The following is a 17833-nucleotide window of genomic DNA, read 5'->3' as shown; positions in this document are numbered from 1 at the left end:
CCGACGGAAAGCGCTTCCCCTCCGCTCGCTTCCTGGAGACCCTTCATGCACGACGAACGCCGCCGGATCGAGGAGCGCGTCGAGCGCGCCCACAACCAGCGCATCAAGCCCGCGATCTACGCGGCCACCGTCCCCTTCGAGGTCGAGGCCTGGCAGGCGCCGGGGGAGCCGGTCACGTTCGAGGAGGCCGCGGCCGCGCGGTACACGCCCTTCGCCATGGACACCCCGTGGGGCCCGCCCTGGGGCACCACCTGGTTCCGGATGCGCGGCCAGGTGCCCGCCGAGTGGGCCGGAAAGCGGGTCGAGGCGGTCATCGACCTCGGGTTCGTGGGCGACTGGCCGGGCAACCAGGCCGAGGCGCTGGTGCACCTGCCCGACGGCCGGCCCCTGAAGGCGGTCAACCCGCTCAACCAGTACGTGCCGATCGCCAACCCGGCGACGGGCGGGGAGCAGATCGACTACCTGGTCGAAGCGGCCTCCAACCCCGACATCCTGGCCAACGACTTCGCGGCGCCGACGCCGCTCGGCGATGTACTGACGGCAGGCGACCGTCCACTGTATACATTCCGCCGCGCCGACCTGGCCGTCCTCGACGAGGAGGTCTGGCACCTCGACCTGGACCTCCAGGTGCTGCGCGAACTCATGGTCCACCTCAGCGAGCACGAACCGCGCCGGCACGAGATCCTGCACGCCCTGGACCGTGCGATGGACGCCCTCGACCTGGACGACGTCTCCGGCAGCGCCCCGGCCGTCCGCGAGGTGCTCGCCCCCGTCCTGGCCAGACCCGCCCACGCCAGCGCCCACACCGTCTCCGGTGTCGGCCACGCCCACATCGACTCCGCCTGGCTCTGGCCCATCCGTGAGACCAAGCGCAAGACGTCCCGCACCTTCTCCAACGTCACCTCGCTCGCCGACGAGTACGACGACTTCATCTTCGCCTGCTCCCAGGCCCAGCAGTACGAATGGGTCCGCGACAACTACCCGCACGTGTGGGCACGCATCCAGGAGTCCGTGAAGAAGGGCCAGTGGGCGCCGGTCGGCGGCATGTGGGTCGAGGCCGACGGCAACCTGCCCGGCGGCGAGGCCATCGCCCGCCAGCTCATCCACGGCAAGCGGTTCTTCATCGAGCACTTCGGCATCGAGACCAAGGGCGTCTGGCTCCCGGACTCCTTCGGCTACACCGCCGCCTACCCGCAGCTCGCCAAGCTCGCCGGCAACGACTGGTTCCTCACCCAGAAGATCTCCTGGAACCAGACCAACAAGTTCCCCCACCACACCTTCTGGTGGGAGGGCATCGACGGCACCCGGATCTTCACCCACTTCCCGCCGGTCGACACCTACAACGCCCGCTTCAGCGGCGAGGAGATGGACCGCGCGGTACGCAACTACTCCGAGAAGGGCGGCGGCACACGCTCCCTCGCCCCGTTCGGCTGGGGCGACGGCGGCGGCGGCCCCACCCGCGAGATCATGGAACGCGCGCGCAGGCTCGCCGACCTGGAGGGCTCGCCCAAGGTCGTCGTCGAACACCCCGACGACTTCTTCGCCAAGGCCCGCGAGGAGTACCCGGACGCCCCGGTCTGGAACGGCGAGCTCTACCTGGAGCTGCACCGCGCCACCTACACCTCCCAGGCCCGCACCAAGCAGGGCAACCGGCGCAGCGAGCACAAGCTGCGCGAGGCCGAGCTGTGGGCGACCACCGCGGCCCTGCACGCGCCGGGCTACACCTACCCGTACGAGAAGCTGGACCGCCTGTGGAAGACGGTGCTGCTGCACCAGTTCCACGACATCCTGCCCGGGTCGTCGATCGCCTGGGTGCACCGCGAGGCGGAGGCCGAGTACGCCCGGGTGGCGGCGGAGCTGGAGGAGCTGACGGCGGAGGCGATCACCGCGCTCGGCGCCGGCGGCACCCGGGTGTTCAACACGAGCCCGTTCGACCGGGCCGAGGTGGTCCGCACGGCCGACGGCGCACCGGCGTACGTGGAGGTGCCCGCGAACGGCAGCGCGCCCCTCACCCGCACCGAGCCTCCGCGTCCGGTCACGGTCACCGGCCGCGTCCTCGACAACGGTCTGGTCCGTGTACAGGTGGCGGACGACGGAACACTGTCCTCTGTATACGACATACGGGCGAACCGCGAAGTCCTCGCCGACCAGGGCAACCTGCTCCGCCTGCACACCGACCTCCCCAACTACTGGGACGCCTGGGACATCGACAAGCACTACAAGAACCGCTACACGGACCTGCTGGACGCCGAGTCGGTGACCGTCGTCGAAGAGGGCCCCCTCGTCGGCGCGATCCGCGTCACCCGCTCCTTCGGCAAGGGCTCCACGATCACCCAGACGATCACGGTCCGGGCGGGCAGCCCCCGCATCGACATCGAGACCGACATCGACTGGCACGAGGCCGAGAAGATCCTCAAGGCGGCCTTCCCGGTGGACATCCGGGCCCCGCACTCCTCCGCCGAGATCCAGTTCGGCCACATCCAGCGCCCCACCCACACCAACACCAGCTGGGAGGCGGCCCGCTTCGAGGTCTCCGGCCACCGCTGGGTGCACATCGGCGAACCCGGCTACGGCGTCGCCGTCATCAACGACTCGACGTACGGCCACGACGTCTCCCGTACGGTCCGCGAGGACGGCGGCACGACCACCACGGTCCGCCTCAGCCTGGTCCGCGCCCCGCGCATCCCGGACCCCGAGGCCGACCAGGGCCGGCACCGCTTCACCTACGCGCTCCTGCCCGGCGCGCGCATCGAGGACGCGGTCGCCGAGGGCTACGCCCTCAACCTGCCGCTGCGCGTGGCGGACGCGGGGGACGCGCCCGCTCCGGTCGTCTCCGTGGACGGCGAGGGCGTCACCGTGGAGGCGGTGAAGCTCGCCGACGACGAGTCCGGTGACGTCGTCGTACGGCTCTACGAGTCCCGCGGCGGCCGGGCCACCGGCACCCTGCGCACGGGCTTCCCGCTCGCGAGTGCGCAGGTCACCGACCTGCTGGAGCGCCCGCTGGAGCCGGCGGCCGTCGACGGGGACGGCGCGGTACCCGTCGCCCTGCGGCCCTTCCAGGTCCTGACCCTCCGTCTGAGGCGCGCGGAGGTGAGCTGACCCGTGGCCATGCAACGCTGGTTCACCGACGCCAAGTTGGGGATCTTCGTCCACTGGGGCATCTACGCCGTCGACGGCGTCCAGGAGTCCTGGTCGTTCTACGACGACATCGTGCCGCACGACCGGTACATGTCCCAGCTCGGCCGTTTCACCGGCGCCCACTACGACCCGAAGGCCTGGGCGGACCTCTTCGCCCGCGCCGGCGCCAGGTACGCCGTCCTCACCAGCCGTCACCACGACGGCGTCGCCCTGTGGGACACGGCGTACGGCGACCTCAACCTGGGCCGCGACTACCTCGCCGGCTACGCCGACGCCCTGCGCGAGAAGGGCCTCAAGGTCGGCCTGTACTACTCCCACTCCGACTGGAACCACCCCGACTACGCCTCCACCCGCAAGCCCGGCCGCCCGCCGGAGCTGGAGGACAACCGCTACTCCGAGGTCGCCGCCGAGGACGAGGACCTCGAGGCCTGGGAGCGGTTCATCGCCTACCGCGACGGTCAGATCCGCGAGCTGGCCTCCCGCTACCGGCCCGACCTGATGTGGTTCGACGGCGAGTGGGACCGCAGCGAGGAGCAGTGGCGCATCCCCGAACTCGCCGCGCTCATCCGTTCGTACGTACCCCACGTCGTCTTCAACGCCCGCATGCTCAGCGAGGGCGACTACGCCACTCCCGAGCAGGGCGCCCCCATCGTGCCGCCGGACGGCCCCTGGGAGCTGTGCCTGACGATCAACGACTCGTGGGGCTACCAGCACCACGACCACAACCACAAGTCGCTCACCCAGATCATCCGCTACTTCACCGAGACCATCGGCGGGGGCGGCAACCTGCTGCTCGACGTCGGCCCGATGGAGGACGGCACCATCCCGCAGCCGCAGGTGGAGCGCCTCGAAGGCCTGGGGGAGTGGATCCGCAAGCACGCCGAGGCCGTGTACGGGACGGTGCGGGGGCTCCCGGCCGGGCACCACTACGGGCCCAGCACCCTCTCCGCGGACCGCCGCACCCTCTATCTCACCCTGTTCGACATCCCACGCGCCGAGATCGGTGTCCGGGGACTGGTCACCCCGGTCCGCAGGGTCACGGTGCTCGGCACCGGGACGGAACTCGCCCACCGCGTCGTCGGCGGCCTGCACGAGGCCGTCGGGGTGCTGTGGATCGACCCGCCCGCCGGGTCCGACCTGGACCCGCACGCCACGGTGCTCGCCGTGGAACTCGACGGCGAGCTGGAGCTGTACCGGGGGGCGGGACGCTTCTGACGCTTCGGGCCGGCCGGTCGCTCCCCGTGACAGCGGCCGACCGACCCGATCCCCCGTTCCCCCGGGGATCCCCCGTCGATCCCCGATTCCCCCCGTTGGTCCCTTGGTGCTCCCACGGAGGTCCCCCGTGATCCCCCGCGTCCTCCGTGGGCCTTCGGTGTTACACCGTTAAGAGCACGCGCCCCGGGCCCTGATACACCCCGAGCGGAAAAAAGTCCCCCGGACTTTCGTCCGGGGGACTTCTTCGTACGATGAGCGGCCGTTGGCTAGAGCGGCAACACCGCCGCCGCAGAAGCCTGAACCCGGTCCTGGGTCTGACCCTGGCCCTGGTCCTGCACGGAGTCCGCCTGCGTCGGCACCGCCGCCAGCAGCGTCTCCGTCTCCTCGAGCCGCTGCGGCGGCAGCGACTGCGGCCGCAGCGGACGCGGACCCGACACCACCGTGTAGTCCTGCCCCAGGAACGGCGGCACGATCTCCCCCGGGTCCTCGCCGAGCGCCAACTGCACGGCGGCCCACGGCGCGTTGACCCCGCAGAGGGACAGCTGGTGCAGGCCGCCGGCCGGACGCGTGTTGACGTCCATCAGGACCGGCTGCTCGCCGAACATCCGGAACTGGATGTTGGACAGGTAGTGCAGCCCGAAGCCCTCGGCGATCCGCCTGGCCGGCTCCAGCCACTGCTCCTGGAGGGTGAAGCCCCGGCGGCGGCCGTTCTTGGTGCGGCCGATGGCCATGCGGACCCGGTTGTCGGGGCCGGTGAGGCAGTCCACGGACACCTCGGGCTGCTCCAGCCGGGGCATCACCAGCCAGTCCACCGGCTCGTCGGCCTGCTTCAGCGTCTCGACGACCACGTCCAGCTGGACGTAGGGGCTCGGGAAGCCGTTGAGGTGCATGAGCGAGAAGGGGGCGCGCGTGATCACGCGGAAGCCCACCCCGCCGGCGCCGGACGCGGGCTTGAAGCACGCCTTGTGTCCGCCGTCCTCCAACGCCTCGACCGCGGCCACGAGTTCGTCGGCGTCGCGGACCCGACACCACGGGGGCACGGGGACACCGATCGCCTGGACGGCCTCGTAGGCGATCACCTTGTCGTGGAAGACGGCCACCGCCTCGGGCGGCGGCGCCAGCAGCGCCGTGCCGACCGCCGCGAAGTCCGTGCGGTGGGCCACGATCGCCGCCTGGTGCAGCCGGGGCACGAACACGTCGATGCCGCGCCGCGCGCACTGGTCGAGCGCGTACTCCACGTACGCGGCCGGGGACAGGCCCTCCGGCTCCAGGTCGGCGGTGTCGGCGGCGGCCAGGACGGGTGAGTCGGCGTCCGCGTGCGTGGCATGGATCTCGACGGCGCGGTCGCTGGGATTTCGCCGCAGCTGATCCATGAAGAACACGTTCTCCGCGTACGTGCGGTTGAGCCAGACGCGTACGCGAGAGACCATGCAGGCCGCCTTTCAAGGGTTCGCGGGCAGGGCGAAGCAGGCCCGTGCCCGGGCAGGGTGGATGGAGGTACACCAAACCGCCCCGTGCGAAGGGACGTTCATGGCGGTGGTGTTGGGGCGATCATACGGCGTCCCGAGGGTGCCGCGTGCAACGCGCGTGTTACGGATTTGCCGATCATGTTCAGGTCGGTCCGGGCATCGGGTAATGACGCCTTGTCCCATGCGACGGAATGTGTTGTCGTGGTGCCGTTCGTGTGTTCGTCAGGGGCATGCGTGCCCGAGCGGGGGAACGGGGAGCGGGACGTGACGTCGACGGCCGGTGATGCCGGACAACTGCTGGCCATCAGCGATCTGCACATCGGGTATCCCGAGAACCGCGCCCTGGTCGAGCGCATGGTCCCGGAGTCCGACGGCGACTGGCTGCTCGTGGCCGGTGACGTCTCGGAGAGCGTCGCCGACATCAGCTGGACGCTGAAGACCCTCGCGAGCCGCTTCACCAAGGTCGTCTGGGCGCCCGGCAACCACGAACTGTGGACCCACCCCAAGGACACCGTCACCCTACGGGGCGTCGCCCGTTACGAGTACCTCGTCGAGCTGTGCCGCGACCTGGGCGTGACCACCCCCGAGGACCCCTACCCGGTGTGGGAGGGCCCCGGCGGCCCGGTGGCGGTCGCCCCACTGTTCCTGTTGTACGACTACTCGTTCCTGCCGGCCGGCTGCGCCACCAAGGAGGAGGGACTGGCGTACGCGCACCGGACCGGGGTGGTCTGCAACGACGAGTACCTGCTGCACCCCGACCCGTATCCGACCCGCGAGGACTGGTGCCGGGCCCGTGTCGCGGAGACGGAACGCCGGCTGGCCGCCCTGCCGCCCGACCTGCCCACGGTCCTCGTCAACCACTACCCGCTGGACCGGCACCCCACGGACGTGCTGTGGTATCCCGAGTTCGCCATGTGGTGCGGCACGACGCTGACGGCGGACTGGCACCGCCGCTTCCGCGTCGCCGCCATGGTCTACGGCCATCTGCACATCCCGCGGACCACCTGGCACGACGGCGTCCGCTTCGAGGAGGTTTCGGTGGGCTACCCCCGCGAGTGGAGCAAGCGCCCGCAGCCGCCGGGCCGGCTGCGCCGCATCCTGCCGACGGAGGACGGAACCGCGTGATCGAGCAGCTGCTGCCGGAGACGGTCGTCGCCGTGGAGGCCCACGGCGAGGAGGGCGTCCGTGAGTTCGGGGACGGGCCGCTGTACCCGGAGGAGGAGGCGCTCGTCGCGCGTGCCGTCGCCAAGCGCCGCCGTGAGTTCACCGTCGTACGCTCCTGCGCGCGGCGCGCCATGGAGAAGCTCGGGGTGCCCGCGCAGGCCGTGCTGCCCGGCGAGCGCGGCGCCCCGCAGTGGCCGGCCGGCCTGACCGGCAGCATGACCCACTGCGACGGCTACGGCGCCGCCGCGCTGGTCCGCGCCGCCGACCTGGCCTCCCTCGGCATCGACGCCGAACCCCACCAGCCGCTCCCGGAGGGCGTGCTGTCCGCCGTCGCCCTGCCGGCCGAGGCGGAACGCCTTCGCGGCCTGGCCGCGGACCATCCCGGGATCCACTGGGACCGGCTGCTGTTCAGCGCCAAGGAATCCGTCTACAAGGCGTGGTTCCCTCTCACTCGAAAGTGGCTGGACTTCAGCGAGGCCGACGTCGACATCGACGCGGGCCTCGCGCACGGCACCCAGGGCACCTTCCGGGCCCGGCTCCTCGTCCCCGGTCCGCTCCTCGGCGACCGCCGGCTCGGTCACTTCGACGGCCGCTGGACCGTGGGCCAGGGGCTGGTGGCGACGGCCATCGCGGTGCCGCACGCCTGAGCCCCGCCGTCGACCTCGTCACGGGCGGACGCCCGGGCGCGTTTCCCCACGCGCCCGAGCCTGTCCGTCATCCCCCGAGCCTCTCCGTCATCCCGTCAGGTCTCCGGGCACCAGCTGTGCAGCAGACGGAAGAACTCCTCCTCGTTGCCCGTCAGGCCGGCGGCCGCCAGGGCCCGTTCCGCCTCGGCCAGGACGGTGGGTGGGACCACCGGAGGGAAACGGTCGTGCGGCGGGTCGCAGATGTCGTCGCCGAAGGCGGCTCGGACGGTGTGCAGCAGGCGCAGGTAGGCCTGGACTGCGGTGCGCTCGCGGTCGGTCAGTACGGCAGTGGGCATCGGTCGGCTCTCCCCGTGTCGGCGTCGTCTCCCACGCGCCCTGACGGCGCGTACGCCACCCATGCGGCGGCGCACCCCCCAGCTTGCCGTCCACCACTGACAATCCGGCCTCGCTCCACCTCGGTTCGCCCGCTTAGCCGAGGTGGCAGCTCGCGGAATCCGATGGGGAAATCGGGCCCTGCGCTGGGATGACGGGCTTTTGGCGGACCGTCGGCGGCCAGGGTGACGGGAGGAGAGCGGGTGGTGCGGCGCGGGGACCTGTCGTCCGACGACCGAGGCCAGGCGACTGTCTACAGGCGACCGGCGGCAGTGCGGTCGGTGGTCGCCGGACGACTGACGGTTGGCGACTGTCTACAGATGACCGGAGGCAGGCCCGCGGTGGGCGGCAGGCGACTGGAGATTGTCTACAGGCGACCGGCGGTCGACGACAGGTGGCCGACGGCAGGTGACGGTCTACGAAATACTGATGGCCGACGGCAGGTGATGGTCTACAAAAGACTGGCGACCGCTGACCGGCAACCGGAGATCGACGACCGGCGTCCGGAGATCAACGCCCCGACGCCTCCCCGCCCCCGGTCCGCCCGATCCTCAGACCCCGCCCCGCTCTCGCCGCCCCAGATATCCCAGCGACGCCTCGATCCGCCCCGCCAGATGGTCCCGCTGCCCGCGCCCTCGTGCCGACGAGCCCGCCAGCCAGGCGCGGCACTTGCTGGCCAGCAGCAGCCCGAAGCGCTCGGCGTCCCGCTCGTCGGCCTGGTCGAAGCGGGTGCGCGCGGCGACCCTGTGGACCGTCGCCTGGAGGTCCGCCCCGTCGTGCAGTAAACGGGCGGCGACGGCCGCGCCCTCGACGTGGTGGCTGCAGTGGCCCGCCTTCATGTGCCACAGCTCGTGGCCGAGGATCACCAACTGGTGGTCGGGCGCGGTGCGTTCCTCGATGACGACGAGGTCCTGGTCGGTCATGTCGAGCCACAGCCCGCTGGCGGTGCCGGGCGGGAAGGGGGCCGTGCGGAAGTGGACGGGGCGGCCGCGGCGTCTGCTCATGCTGTCGCACAGGGCGGTGTACAGCTCGGCCGGCGCGGCCGGGGCCGGGAGGGTCAGCTCCGCGACCAGCTCGTCGCACAGGCGGCGCATGTCCTTGGCGATGCCCACAGTCAACTCCCGGATCACGACTCGGGCCGCTTCACGCTCTCCAGGAGCATGTCCAGCCACTCGGCGACCTTGTCCCGGTGCTGGTCGGTGGGCAGCTGTGCGGCCCGCCAGGCGATTCCGCGCACACCGTGGTCCTGCAGCAGCCGCTCCAGCGGGTCCTCTGCGGCCGCGGCCGCCTCCCGGGCGGCGAGCTTCTGCAGCAGTTCCTGCTCGATGTGCTGGAGAGCGCCCGCGAGGGCCTCAGGGTCCTCGGCCGTCAGGAAGCCGGCGTGGACGCGGAAGAAACGCTGGAGGGCGTCGCAGTGCTCCATCGTGGGGCGGCGGTCGCCGTTGATGAGGGCGCCCGCCTGCTGCCGTGACATGCCGGCGCCGTCGGCGATCTCCTGCTGGGTGTACTTGCGCCCGTTGGGCTTGAGCCGGGTGCGGCGCAGCAGGTCCAGCCGTTGCAGGAACCGGGCCTGTACGTCCGGTTCGCCGGCCGGGCGCCCGCTCAGCAGGGATTTGACGACGGGCTCCGGGACGCCGGAGGCGACGGAGAGCCGTCCGGTGTCGAAGACCTCCGCGTGCGGCACGCCGAGCCGGTCGGCGAGCGCGGTGACACGGGCGACGACGGCCGACAGCAGCACCGTGGCCGTGGCGCCCGGAACCTCGAAGCCATCCGTCACCGACAGGTCTCCTACGTCTCTCACGACCCTCTCACAGGCATACACGCGATCGCCGTGAACTGACCGGAGAGTAGCGGGTCTTTCGAACTCACATCCAGGTCTCGCCACAACTGTGGCCAATTTCAGCCGTCAATGAGCATGGAATGCCACGATAGTTGACATGTGAAGCGCTCGGGCAGCAGGATCGGGGCGCCGCGTGAAGGCCGCAGAGGCAAGAGGGGTGACCTCCCGATGGCATATCAGGCAGGTGGGCAGCGGTCGGCACCGCGGCCCGTCCCCGAGACTCCCGAGGCCCAGGCCTATCTCCTGGACTACGCGGCGTACCTGGAGGCCGTCCCCTTCCCGTCCGTCGTGCTCGACCACCGCTGGGACGTCGTCCTGGCCAACACAGCTTTCCGGACACTTTTCCGGGAGGTGGGCCCGCATCCGACGGCCCTGCCGGGCGACAACTTCCTCCGGTTCGTCCTCTTCCACCCCGACGCGTCCTCGGTCCTCGGCGACCACGAGTCCAGCTGGTGCCTGCCGATGCTGGCCCGCTTCGCGGCGACCCTGGAACGGCACGGGCACGACGCGGGACTCCAGGCGATCCGCCGCGAGATCGCCCAGGACCCGATCATGGAGGCCGCCTACCGGCAGGGCCTGCCGCACTGGATCCGCGCCGTCGGCGAGGAGGCCGTCGAGCACGACGGGGCGGTCCGGCCCCTGCGCCACCCGGACCCGCGCCGGGGCGCCACGGAGTGCCGTATCGTCGGCGAGACCCCGAGGACCCTGCAGGACATGGGATACACGCGGCTGACGATGGTGCTGCGCGAGGCCCCGGCCCCCGCGCCCCGCAGGGCGCGCCGGTTCCGCGGCACCGCGGGGCACCTCAGCGTGGTCCCGGCCCCCGAGGCCTGACCGGGCACCGTCGGCGTTCAGGTCGCCGACGGCGCCCAGGTCAGCGAAGACCGTCCTTGAGCGGGGGAGGCGTGTCCACCGGGGCCGGTTCCCGGGCCGTGCCGCGCTTCGCCGCCTGGATCTGCTCGTACACATGGGTGCGCAGCTCGGCGAAACGCGGGGCGACCCGGGTGTGCAACTGGTCGCGCTCCGGCGGAAGATCGACCTTCAGCTGCTCCTGCACGACGGTCGGCGAGGCGGACAGCACGACCACCCGCTCACCGAGGTAGACGGCCTCGTCGATGTCGTGGGTGACGAACAGGATCGTGATCCCGCGCTCCCGCCACAGGCCCCGTACCAGGTCCTCCAGGTCGGCTCGGGTCTGCGCGTCCACGGCCGCGAACGGCTCGTCCATCAGCAGGACGCGGGGCTCGTAGGCGAGGGCCCGGGCGATCGCCACCCGCTGCTGCATGCCGCCGGACAGCTGCCAGGGATACGCGGAGGAGGCGTCCGCGAGTCCCACAGACGTCAGGGCGTCGGCGACCAGCTCCCTGCGCCGTGCCTTGCTCAACCCCTTCTGTCTCAGCGGGAGTTCGACGTTCGGGCCGACCCGCATCCACGGGAACAGGCTGCGCCCGTACTCCTGGAACACGAACGCCATGCCGGGCGGCGGCCCGGTCACCTTCCGTCCCTCCAGCAGCACTTCACCGGCCGTGGGTGCCAGCAGGCCGCCCATGCACTTCAGCAGCGTCGTCTTGCCGCAGCCGGACGGGCCGACGAGACAGACCAGTTCACCGGCGTCGACCGTGAAGGTGAGGTCGCGCACCGCCTCCACCCGCCGCCCGGCTCCCTCGTAGACCTTCTTCAGGCCGCGTACGTCCAGCATGACCTGCCCTTTCCAAGACGTCACCGGGACCGCCGGGTGGAGGCGCGCAGACCGTGGTACCAGCCGAGCACCCGTCGCTCGACCAGCTGGAAGAGGACCGACAGGACGAAGCCCAGCAGGCCGAGGACGAGGATCCCGGTCCACATGCCGGGGATGGCGAAGCCGCGCTGGAACTGCACGATGGTGAAGCCGAGGCCGTTGCTGGCGGCGAACATCTCGCTGATGACCATGAGGATGATCCCGATGGACAGGGCCTGGCGCAGGCCCGCGAAGATCTGCGGGCTCGCCGAGCGCAGGACGAGATCCCTCAGGCGCGCCACGCCCGTGATGCCGTACGAGCGGGCCGTCTCCGCCATCACCGGGTCCACCGCCCGTACGCCCTCGACGGTGTTGAGCAGCACGGGCCACACGCAGCCGGCCGCGATCACCACGACCTTCATGGTGTCGCCGTAGCCGGCGAAGAGCATGATGACCGGCACCAGCACGGGCGGCGGCACCGCCCGCAGGAACTCCAGGACCGGCTCGCACACCGCCCGCACCCGCCGGTAGGAGCCGATGACGGTGCCCAGCGCGATCCCGGCGACGGCCGCCAGCGCGTAGCCGCCGGTGAGCCGCAGCACGCTCGGCAGCACGTCCGAGCGCAGCCGCTCGCCCGTCCACACGTCCGGGAAGGTCTCCAGGATCGTCCGCAGCGGCGGCCAGTACACGTCGGTGCTGTCGTCGGACGCCACCCACCACACCGCGACCAGCACGGTCGGCAGGGCGAGCACGAACCCCAGGCGCACCAGCACGCCTCTCACACCGCCACCTCCCCGCGCACCGACTGGTGCCAGGCCAGTGCCCGCCGCTCCACGGTCCGCGCGCCCACGTTGATCAGCAGGCCCAGCAGCCCCGCGACCACGATCAGCGCGTACATCTCGGGCACCGCCTGCGAGGTCTGCGCGACCGCGATCCGCGCGCCCAACCCCGGGGCTCCGATGACCAGTTCGGCGGTGATCGCGAGGATCAGCGCGACCGCCGCCGCGAGCCGTACGCCGGTCATGACGTACGGCAGCGCGGTGGGCCACAGCAGGTGCCTGATCCGTGCCCAGGTGCCCAGGCCGTAGGAGCGGGCCGTCTCCTCCGCGACCGGGTCGACGTCCTGGACGCCGTACAGGACCTGGATCAGGACCTGCCAGAAGGAGGCGTAGACGACGAGGAGGAGGACGGAGCGGAGTTCGGTGCCGTAGAGCAGGACCGCGAGGGGGATGAGGGCGACCGAGGGGATCGGGCGGAGGAACTCGATCGTCGACGCCGTCGCCTCGCGGAGGTGGGGGACGACGGAGATCACCACACCGGCCACGATTCCCGCGCCGACCGCGATCGCCAGGCCCAGGGCCCAGCCGGTGAGGGTGTCGCCGAGGGCGCTCCAGAAGGCGCGGTCGCCGAGTTCGTCGCCGAGGGCGTCGGCGATGCGGCTGGTGGGCGGGAAGTAGGCCTCCTCGACCAGGCCGAGCCGCGGCATCGCCTCGCCCAGGGCGAGGAAGGCCGCGAGTCCGGCCGTGCCGAGTGCGAGGTTCTCGCCCCTCACGGCAGCAGCTTGTCCAGGTCGGGGCTCGTCTTGAACAGGCCGTCCGCCTGGCCCAGCTTCATCAGGTCCTCGATGGACGAACGGTTCGCCTCGGCGGGCCACTTGGGCAGCGTGACCTGCTCCAGCACCGAGGCCGGGATCTTGGTGTAGGTGGTGATGATCTGGCGGACCTCGTCCGGGTGCGCGTCGGCGTAGGCGAGGGACTCGGCCGTGGCCTGCTGGAACCTCTTCACCACGTCCGGGCTCTGCTGGGCGTACTGCGTCGAGGTGAAGTACATGGCGACGGTGAGGTTCGGGGAGACGTCGACCATCGGTGAGGCGATCTCCGCCCCGCCCTGGGACTTGATCGTCGCGAGGGCGGGCTCGACGACCATCGCGGCGTCGATCCGGCCGCTGTCGAGGGCGGCGGGCATCTGGTCGAAGGGCAGCTCGACGAACTGGACCTTGTCGGGGTCGCCGCCCGCCTTGGCCACGGACGCGCGAACGGCCGTCTCGTTGATGTTCTTCAGGGTGTTGATGGCGACCTTCCTGCCCTCCAGGTCACCGGCGGACTTGATCGGGCTGCCCTTCTTCACGGTGAGCGCCTCGAAGTCCTTGCCCCGCACGCCCGTCGAGGCGATGCCGTTCGCGACGGCCCGCACGGGAACGCTGTTGGACTGGGCGACCATGAGGGACGTCATGTTGCTGAAGCCGAACTGGAACTGACCGCTGACCACCCCCGGCACGATCGCCGCGCCGCCCTGCGCGGTCGTGATCGACAGCTTCAGGCCCTGCTTGGCGTAGAAGCCCTTCTTCTCGCCGAGGTAGACGGGCGCCACGTCGACGATGGGAATGAGCCCGAGTTCGACGGTGGTGATGCCCCCGGACGACGTGTCCGGGGCCGGCGAACCGGAGCCGTCGGACGAGCCACAGGCCGCCGTGGCGAGCAGTAAGGTGCCGGCCGCGAGACCGGCGTACAGACGACGCATGGCTCCTCCTGTGCAGACAAAGGTGTTCCGACAGGCTGTGCGCACACCGCACAGTAGTGCCCAACTGGCGTGCAGGGAACGGAGAATCACGCGTTCGGCGGGGTCAATGGGCCCGGCTGACAAAATTGTCGACAGTCGCGTTCTCGGGTGGGCGCGCGAGCGGAGACGGCACCGGGACGGCGCGGTGGCGGCCGGCGTGGACATCGCCGTCCACGCCGGCCGCGGCTCACGCGCCTCCCGGCCTACAGATCCAGGACGAGCCGCTTGCCCCGGCAGCGCGACACGCAGATCATCATCGTCTCCCCGGCCTCCCGCTCCTCCGGCGTGAGGACCGAGTCCCGGTGCTCCGGGGTGCCTTCCAGCACGTCGGTCTCGCAGGTGCCGCACGTCCCCTCCGTGCAGGAGAAGAGCACCTCGACCCCGGCGGCCCGGACGGCGTCCAGCACGGACACGTCCGCCGCGACGGTCACCGTACGGCCGCTCTGCGCCAGCTCCACCTCGAACTCGGCGTCGTCGCCGGTCTGTTGCTCCTTCGGCTGGAACCGCTCGACGTGCAGCGCGCCGGACGGGCACCGCTCCTCGACCGCGTCGAGCAACGCGCCCGGACCGCAGCAGTACACGAGCGTCCCCTCGGGCAGCGCGTCCAGCACCGAGCCGAGGTCGAGCAGCCCGGTCTCGTCCTGCGGGGCGAGGGTGACCCGGTCGCCGTAGCGCGCCAACTCCTCGGTGAACGCCATGGAGTCGCGGGAGCGGCCGCCGTAGAGGAGGGTCCACTCGGCGCCCGCCGCCTCGGCGGCCGCGAGCATCGGCAGGATGGGGGTGATGCCGATGCCGCCCGCGATGAAGCGGTAGCGGGGCGCCGGCCGCAGGGCGAAGTGGTTGCGCGGGCCGCGCACCCGCACCTTGTCGCCCGGCCCCAACTGCTCGTGCACGAAGGCGGATCCGCCTCGCCCCTCGGGTTCTCGCAGCACCGCGACCCGCCAGGCGGCACGGTCCGCCGGGTCGCCGCACAGCGAGTACTGGCGCTCCAGCTCCGGGCCGAGGACGAGATCGACGTGGGCGCCCGGCTCCCAGCCGGGCAGCGGCTCGCCCAGCGGATGACGCAGGGTGAGCGCGAGCACCCCGTCGGCGGCCGGTTCCGTGCCGGCGACGACCAGTTCGGCTTCGTACACGGTCATGAGTCGTTTCCTTGCGGCGGGGGTCCCGGTCGGGGTCCCGGCTGGTGTCCGTCGGGGTGGCCGAGCATCCACTCCCACATCTCGATCGGGTCCTGAGCCGTGTGCTCGGCGCCGCAGTGACAGGTGCCGTGCAGGATGTCGGTGCCCGGCAGCCAGTCGATGCGGTAGATCTCGCGCGGCCCCGCGGACGGCAGACCGCTCACAGGACCTTCTCCACGGGCTTGTCGCCCTCCTCGACCAGCCGGGCGAGGATCCGGCGGGCGGCCAGGCCACCGGTGTCGATGTTGATGCTCAGCTCCTGGTAGCCGGTGCGCTCGGTGCCGAGCGTCTTCTGCAGCAGGTTGAGCGCGTCCACGTCCTGCATGACGACGGTGTGGTTGTTGCCGCGCAGGAACTCGGTGACCTCGTCGTCGTCCGTCGCCCAGTCCCGCGAGACCATCCAGAAGTCGTACACCTTGCCGTCCGACGACGGGGTGATCGCGTACGTGATCTCGGTGTGGAAGCCGTGCGGGTCGCTGCCGTCGGCCTCCGGCAGGACGCCCACCGGCGCGATCCGGCTGTGCAGCAGATACAGGCAGGGGGCGTGGTACTCGATGTCCTGCCAGCGGGTGATCCGGCCCTCGATGCCGGTCGAACGGGCGTAGAACGGCGGGCACTCGGCGTCGTCCATGTGCCGGCTCACCCGCACGATGCCCGCGCCCTCGTCCACCTCCGTGGTGATCGGCGTCTCCGCGACCTCCGGGGTGCCGATGTAGCCGCCGTGCAGATACGTCTCGTGGGACAGGTCGAGGAGGTTGTCGACCAGCAGCCCGTAGTCGGCGTCGATGGGCTCCATGCCGCGGACCGTGGTCCAGCCGGGGGAGTCGAGGTGGCGGGCGCGCGGGATGGTCTGCGGGTCGGCGAGCCCGGGGTCGCCGATCCACACCCAGATCAGGGAGTCCTGCTCGACCACGGGGTACGAGGCGACGCGCGCGGTGCGCGGGATGCGCTTCTGCCCCGGCACGTACACGCAGGTGCCGGTCGTGTCGTACGTGAAGCCGTGGTAGCCGCACACGATCCGGTCGCCGTCGAGACCGCTCTGCGAGAGCGGGTAGCGGCGGTGCACGCAGCGGTCGTGCAGGGCGACCGGGGTGCCCTCGCCCTCGGTGCGGTAGAAGACGAGCGGCTCGCCGAGGATCGTCCGGCCGAGCAACTCGCGGCCGACCTCGTGGCTGTAGGCGGCGACGTACCACTGGTTTCTGGCGAAAGTCGTCATGTGCGGCATGGCTGCGGCTCCCCTCGTTGGGTGATGGCGACATCGTCCGGAAGGCCGTCACTGCGCCGCAATACCTCTTCCGCCCCACGGAAGCGGATCGGTAAAAGGCCTGTTCAGGGTATGTAGTCCCTCGTGGGGTTGAGTCGGGATGGGCTCGGGCCAACACGCGGCACTGTGTCTGCATCGCTGGGCTGCCTGTCCGCTCCAGGGCTGTCGATTTACGAGGTTGATCCTAATTGGGGCTCTCGTGGTGATTAACTTTCCGCAATTCGTTGGTACAGCGGCAGAAGTTGCATCATCGCTGATCAGGCGTGCGCGTCGCCGTGAAATGAGGCCGTGGGGTCGAATCCGGGTCGAATTCGCCGCTCTTTGGGCCCTGTAGCACATAAGTGCAGGCCAAAGGGGTGGCGGACCTATGTGAAGCGGTTGTTTGAACCTGCCGGGCCACGAGTAGCCCGGCTTGGGCTCCGGCCGTGGCCGTTTGTGATGGAGTGTCAGGTGGGTCGCGACGCAGGCGAGAAGCCCGTTCATCGCGGACTTGGGTGCCGTTTCAAGAGCGTGGGTCGGTCAAACTGCCGTTCTCGGCGGGAGTCCAGTCGAGCGGGGCTCGGGTGACGCGTCGGCCCACCTCGCGGGCGCCGATGTCGACGCTGGTGAGGGAGAAGCGGCGGATCTTGGCGAGGAAGCAGTTGTCGAAGCTCGCCAGCGACAGGTCCGCAGGGACGGGGAGCGACATGACCTCCTCCATCCCGTTGGAAACGACCATCAACGGCCCCGTCCAGCAGGTGTTCGATTTCATCATCTAGGTCCGATTCTGGCCCAAGTGGCATGTGCTGACCAGGTGCGTCACCGGGACCATCGGCCGTCCGTTCCTCCCTGGCGACGAGTTCACCGAGTTCATCCGGACCGCGGACGGCACGGTGGAACTCGCCTGGAGGGTGGCGGAGCACGAGCGTGGCAAGCGAGTCACGATCGAGCTCGTGTACCTGCCCGGCTCCATCTCGTACACCTTCGAGGAGGTCCCCGAGGGCACCCTCTTCCGCCGAGTCTTCAACAACACGGACGAGGCACCGAGCGGGGTGGTGACCGCAGACACGGAGACCGCTTCCGTGGCGAACCTGAAGGCCCTCGTGGAGGGCATCCTGGCTCAGGAGAAGAAGGGCCCGTACTTCCCTAACGACCTCGTGCACGGTTGGCCGTAGCTCGGCGCCCAGGTAGCTCGTTGAGCTGTGCATGGTGGGGGCTGGGGCGCGCGAGTTGATCGTGGCGGAGTACCGGATCACCGGGCTGTCGCCGAGGGTGATCGCTGAACTCGTGC

18 protein-coding genes are annotated in these 17833 nt (G+C 70.8%); 6 read left to right on the top strand and 12 right to left on the bottom strand.

What is annotated here, in order from left to right; all coding sequences use genetic code 11:
* Positions 1–45 precede the first annotated feature (45 nt).
* Positions 46–3099: an alpha-mannosidase gene (locus ACPT94_RS08550; RefSeq protein WP_360341239.1), complete on the top strand. Its 3054-nt coding sequence runs from the start codon at positions 46–48 to the stop codon at positions 3097–3099.
* Positions 3100–3102: 3 nt separating this feature from the next.
* Complete coding sequence (locus ACPT94_RS08545) at positions 3103–4353, top strand: alpha-L-fucosidase (protein ID WP_360341237.1); 1251 nt, start codon at positions 3103–3105, stop codon at positions 4351–4353.
* A gap of 266 nt (positions 4354–4619) precedes the next feature.
* Here the strand turns inward: ACPT94_RS08545 and ACPT94_RS08540 are convergent, their stop codons facing one another.
* Positions 4620–5783: an ATP-grasp domain-containing protein gene (locus ACPT94_RS08540; protein WP_425245559.1), complete on the bottom strand. Its 1164-nt coding sequence runs from the start codon at positions 5781–5783 to the stop codon at positions 4620–4622.
* Positions 5784–6086: 303 nt separating this feature from the next.
* On the opposite strand from ACPT94_RS08540, the gene ACPT94_RS08535 reads away from it, so the two are divergent.
* Together ACPT94_RS08535 and ACPT94_RS08530 are read left to right on the top strand one after the other, a co-directional pair.
* Positions 6087–6947, top strand: coding sequence for a metallophosphoesterase family protein (locus ACPT94_RS08535; protein ID WP_360341353.1), 861 nt, complete (start codon positions 6087–6089; stop codon positions 6945–6947).
* Complete coding sequence (locus tag ACPT94_RS08530; RefSeq protein WP_360341231.1) at positions 6944–7633, top strand: 4'-phosphopantetheinyl transferase family protein; 690 nt, start codon at positions 6944–6946, stop codon at positions 7631–7633. The genes ACPT94_RS08535 and ACPT94_RS08530 overlap by 4 nt, the downstream gene beginning before the upstream one ends.
* A 95-nt stretch (positions 7634–7728) precedes the next feature.
* On the opposite strand, the gene ACPT94_RS08525 is transcribed toward ACPT94_RS08530, so the two are convergent.
* The 3 genes from ACPT94_RS08525 to ACPT94_RS08515 all read right to left on the bottom strand — a co-directional run bounded on the left by ACPT94_RS08525 (position 7729) and on the right by ACPT94_RS08515 (position 9782).
* On the bottom strand, positions 7729–7968 hold the full coding sequence (locus ACPT94_RS08525) for a hypothetical protein (RefSeq protein ID WP_360341228.1): 240 nt from the start codon (positions 7966–7968) through the stop codon (positions 7729–7731).
* A gap of 588 nt (positions 7969–8556) precedes the next feature.
* Entirely contained in the window at positions 8557–9099 is a 543-nt protein-coding gene (locus ACPT94_RS08520; protein WP_360341350.1) for a toxin-antitoxin system, toxin component, read from the bottom strand.
* A 32-nt stretch (positions 9100–9131) separates the two neighbouring features.
* Positions 9132–9782 carry a helix-turn-helix domain-containing protein gene (locus tag ACPT94_RS08515; RefSeq protein WP_360341225.1) on the bottom strand — a complete coding sequence of 217 codons (651 nt, stop codon included), beginning with the start codon at positions 9780–9782 and terminating at the stop codon, positions 9132–9134.
* A gap of 231 nt (positions 9783–10013) precedes the next feature.
* Between ACPT94_RS08515 and ACPT94_RS08510 the strand changes: the two genes are divergently transcribed.
* Entirely contained in the window at positions 10014–10679 is a 666-nt protein-coding gene (locus ACPT94_RS08510; protein WP_425245558.1) for an MmyB family transcriptional regulator, read from the top strand.
* Between the two features lie 40 nt (positions 10680–10719).
* On the opposite strand, the gene ACPT94_RS08505 is transcribed toward ACPT94_RS08510, so the two are convergent.
* The 8 genes from ACPT94_RS08505 to ACPT94_RS08470 form a co-directional block, all read right to left on the bottom strand.
* Positions 10720–11544, bottom strand: coding sequence for an ABC transporter ATP-binding protein (locus tag ACPT94_RS08505; RefSeq protein ID WP_425245557.1), 825 nt, complete (start codon positions 11542–11544; stop codon positions 10720–10722).
* A gap of 20 nt (positions 11545–11564) precedes the next feature.
* Positions 11565–12344 carry an ABC transporter permease gene (locus ACPT94_RS08500; protein WP_425245556.1) on the bottom strand — a complete coding sequence of 260 codons (780 nt, stop codon included), beginning with the start codon at positions 12342–12344 and terminating at the stop codon, positions 11565–11567.
* Positions 12341–13114, bottom strand: coding sequence for an ABC transporter permease (locus ACPT94_RS08495; protein ID WP_425245555.1), 774 nt, complete (start codon positions 13112–13114; stop codon positions 12341–12343). The genes ACPT94_RS08500 and ACPT94_RS08495 overlap by 4 nt, the downstream gene beginning before the upstream one ends.
* The gene (locus ACPT94_RS08490) at positions 13111–14082 is read right to left on the bottom strand and encodes an ABC transporter substrate-binding protein (RefSeq protein ID WP_425245554.1); all 972 of its coding nucleotides are present in this window, start codon (positions 14080–14082) and stop codon (positions 13111–13113) included. Before ACPT94_RS08490 ends, ACPT94_RS08495 begins: the two co-directional genes overlap by 4 nt.
* A 242-nt stretch (positions 14083–14324) precedes the next feature.
* Complete coding sequence (locus ACPT94_RS08485) at positions 14325–15260, bottom strand: PDR/VanB family oxidoreductase (RefSeq protein WP_360341208.1); 936 nt, start codon at positions 15258–15260, stop codon at positions 14325–14327.
* Positions 15257–15463 (bottom strand): hypothetical protein, encoded by a 207-nt coding sequence (locus ACPT94_RS08480; RefSeq protein WP_425245553.1) that lies wholly within the window; start codon positions 15461–15463, stop codon positions 15257–15259. The genes ACPT94_RS08485 and ACPT94_RS08480 overlap by 4 nt, the downstream gene beginning before the upstream one ends.
* Positions 15460–16524: a Rieske 2Fe-2S domain-containing protein gene (locus ACPT94_RS08475; protein WP_425245552.1), complete on the bottom strand. Its 1065-nt coding sequence runs from the start codon at positions 16522–16524 to the stop codon at positions 15460–15462. Before ACPT94_RS08475 ends, ACPT94_RS08480 begins: the two co-directional genes overlap by 4 nt.
* Before the next feature lie 541 nt (positions 16525–17065).
* Entirely contained in the window at positions 17066–17251 is a 186-nt protein-coding gene (locus ACPT94_RS08470; RefSeq protein WP_425245551.1) for a substrate-binding domain-containing protein, read from the bottom strand.
* Positions 17252–17345: 94 nt separating this feature from the next.
* On the opposite strand from ACPT94_RS08470, the gene ACPT94_RS08465 reads away from it, so the two are divergent.
* The gene (locus ACPT94_RS08465; RefSeq protein WP_425245550.1) at positions 17346–17717 is read left to right on the top strand and encodes an SRPBCC family protein; all 372 of its coding nucleotides are present in this window, start codon (positions 17346–17348) and stop codon (positions 17715–17717) included.
* Positions 17718–17833: the final 116 nt, after the last annotated feature.

The organism is Streptomyces aurantiaciflavus, assembly GCF_049808595.1.
Taxonomy (GTDB): Bacteria; Actinomycetota; Actinomycetes; order Streptomycetales; family Streptomycetaceae; genus Streptomyces.
The sequence above is the reverse complement of the archived record's forward strand: the minus strand, read 5'-3'. Positions and strand labels throughout refer to the sequence as shown.

Coding starts and splice junctions, on each gene's coding strand:
- ACPT94_RS08490 (WP_425245554.1), bottom strand. CDS start 14,082: ATGCGTCGTCTGTACGCCGGTCTCGCGGCCGGCACCTTACTGCTCGCC.
- ACPT94_RS08475 (WP_425245552.1), bottom strand. CDS start 16,524: ATGCCGCACATGACGACTTTCGCCAGAAACCAGTGGTACGTCGCCGCC.
- ACPT94_RS08550 (WP_360341239.1), top strand. CDS start 46: ATGCACGACGAACGCCGCCGGATCGAGGAGCGCGTCGAGCGCGCCCAC.
- ACPT94_RS08525 (WP_360341228.1), bottom strand. CDS start 7,968: ATGCCCACTGCCGTACTGACCGACCGCGAGCGCACCGCAGTCCAGGCC.
- ACPT94_RS08520 (WP_360341350.1), bottom strand. CDS start 9,099: ATGCGCCGCCTGTGCGACGAGCTGGTCGCGGAGCTGACCCTCCCGGCC.
- ACPT94_RS08540 (WP_425245559.1), bottom strand. CDS start 5,783: ATGGTCTCTCGCGTACGCGTCTGGCTCAACCGCACGTACGCGGAGAAC.
- ACPT94_RS08505 (WP_425245557.1), bottom strand. CDS start 11,544: ATGCTGGACGTACGCGGCCTGAAGAAGGTCTACGAGGGAGCCGGGCGG.
- ACPT94_RS08510 (WP_425245558.1), top strand. CDS start 10,014: ATGGCATATCAGGCAGGTGGGCAGCGGTCGGCACCGCGGCCCGTCCCC.
- ACPT94_RS08470 (WP_425245551.1), bottom strand. CDS start 17,251: ATGTCGCTCCCCGTCCCTGCGGACCTGTCGCTGGCGAGCTTCGACAAC.
- ACPT94_RS08485 (WP_360341208.1), bottom strand. CDS start 15,260: ATGACCGTGTACGAAGCCGAACTGGTCGTCGCCGGCACGGAACCGGCC.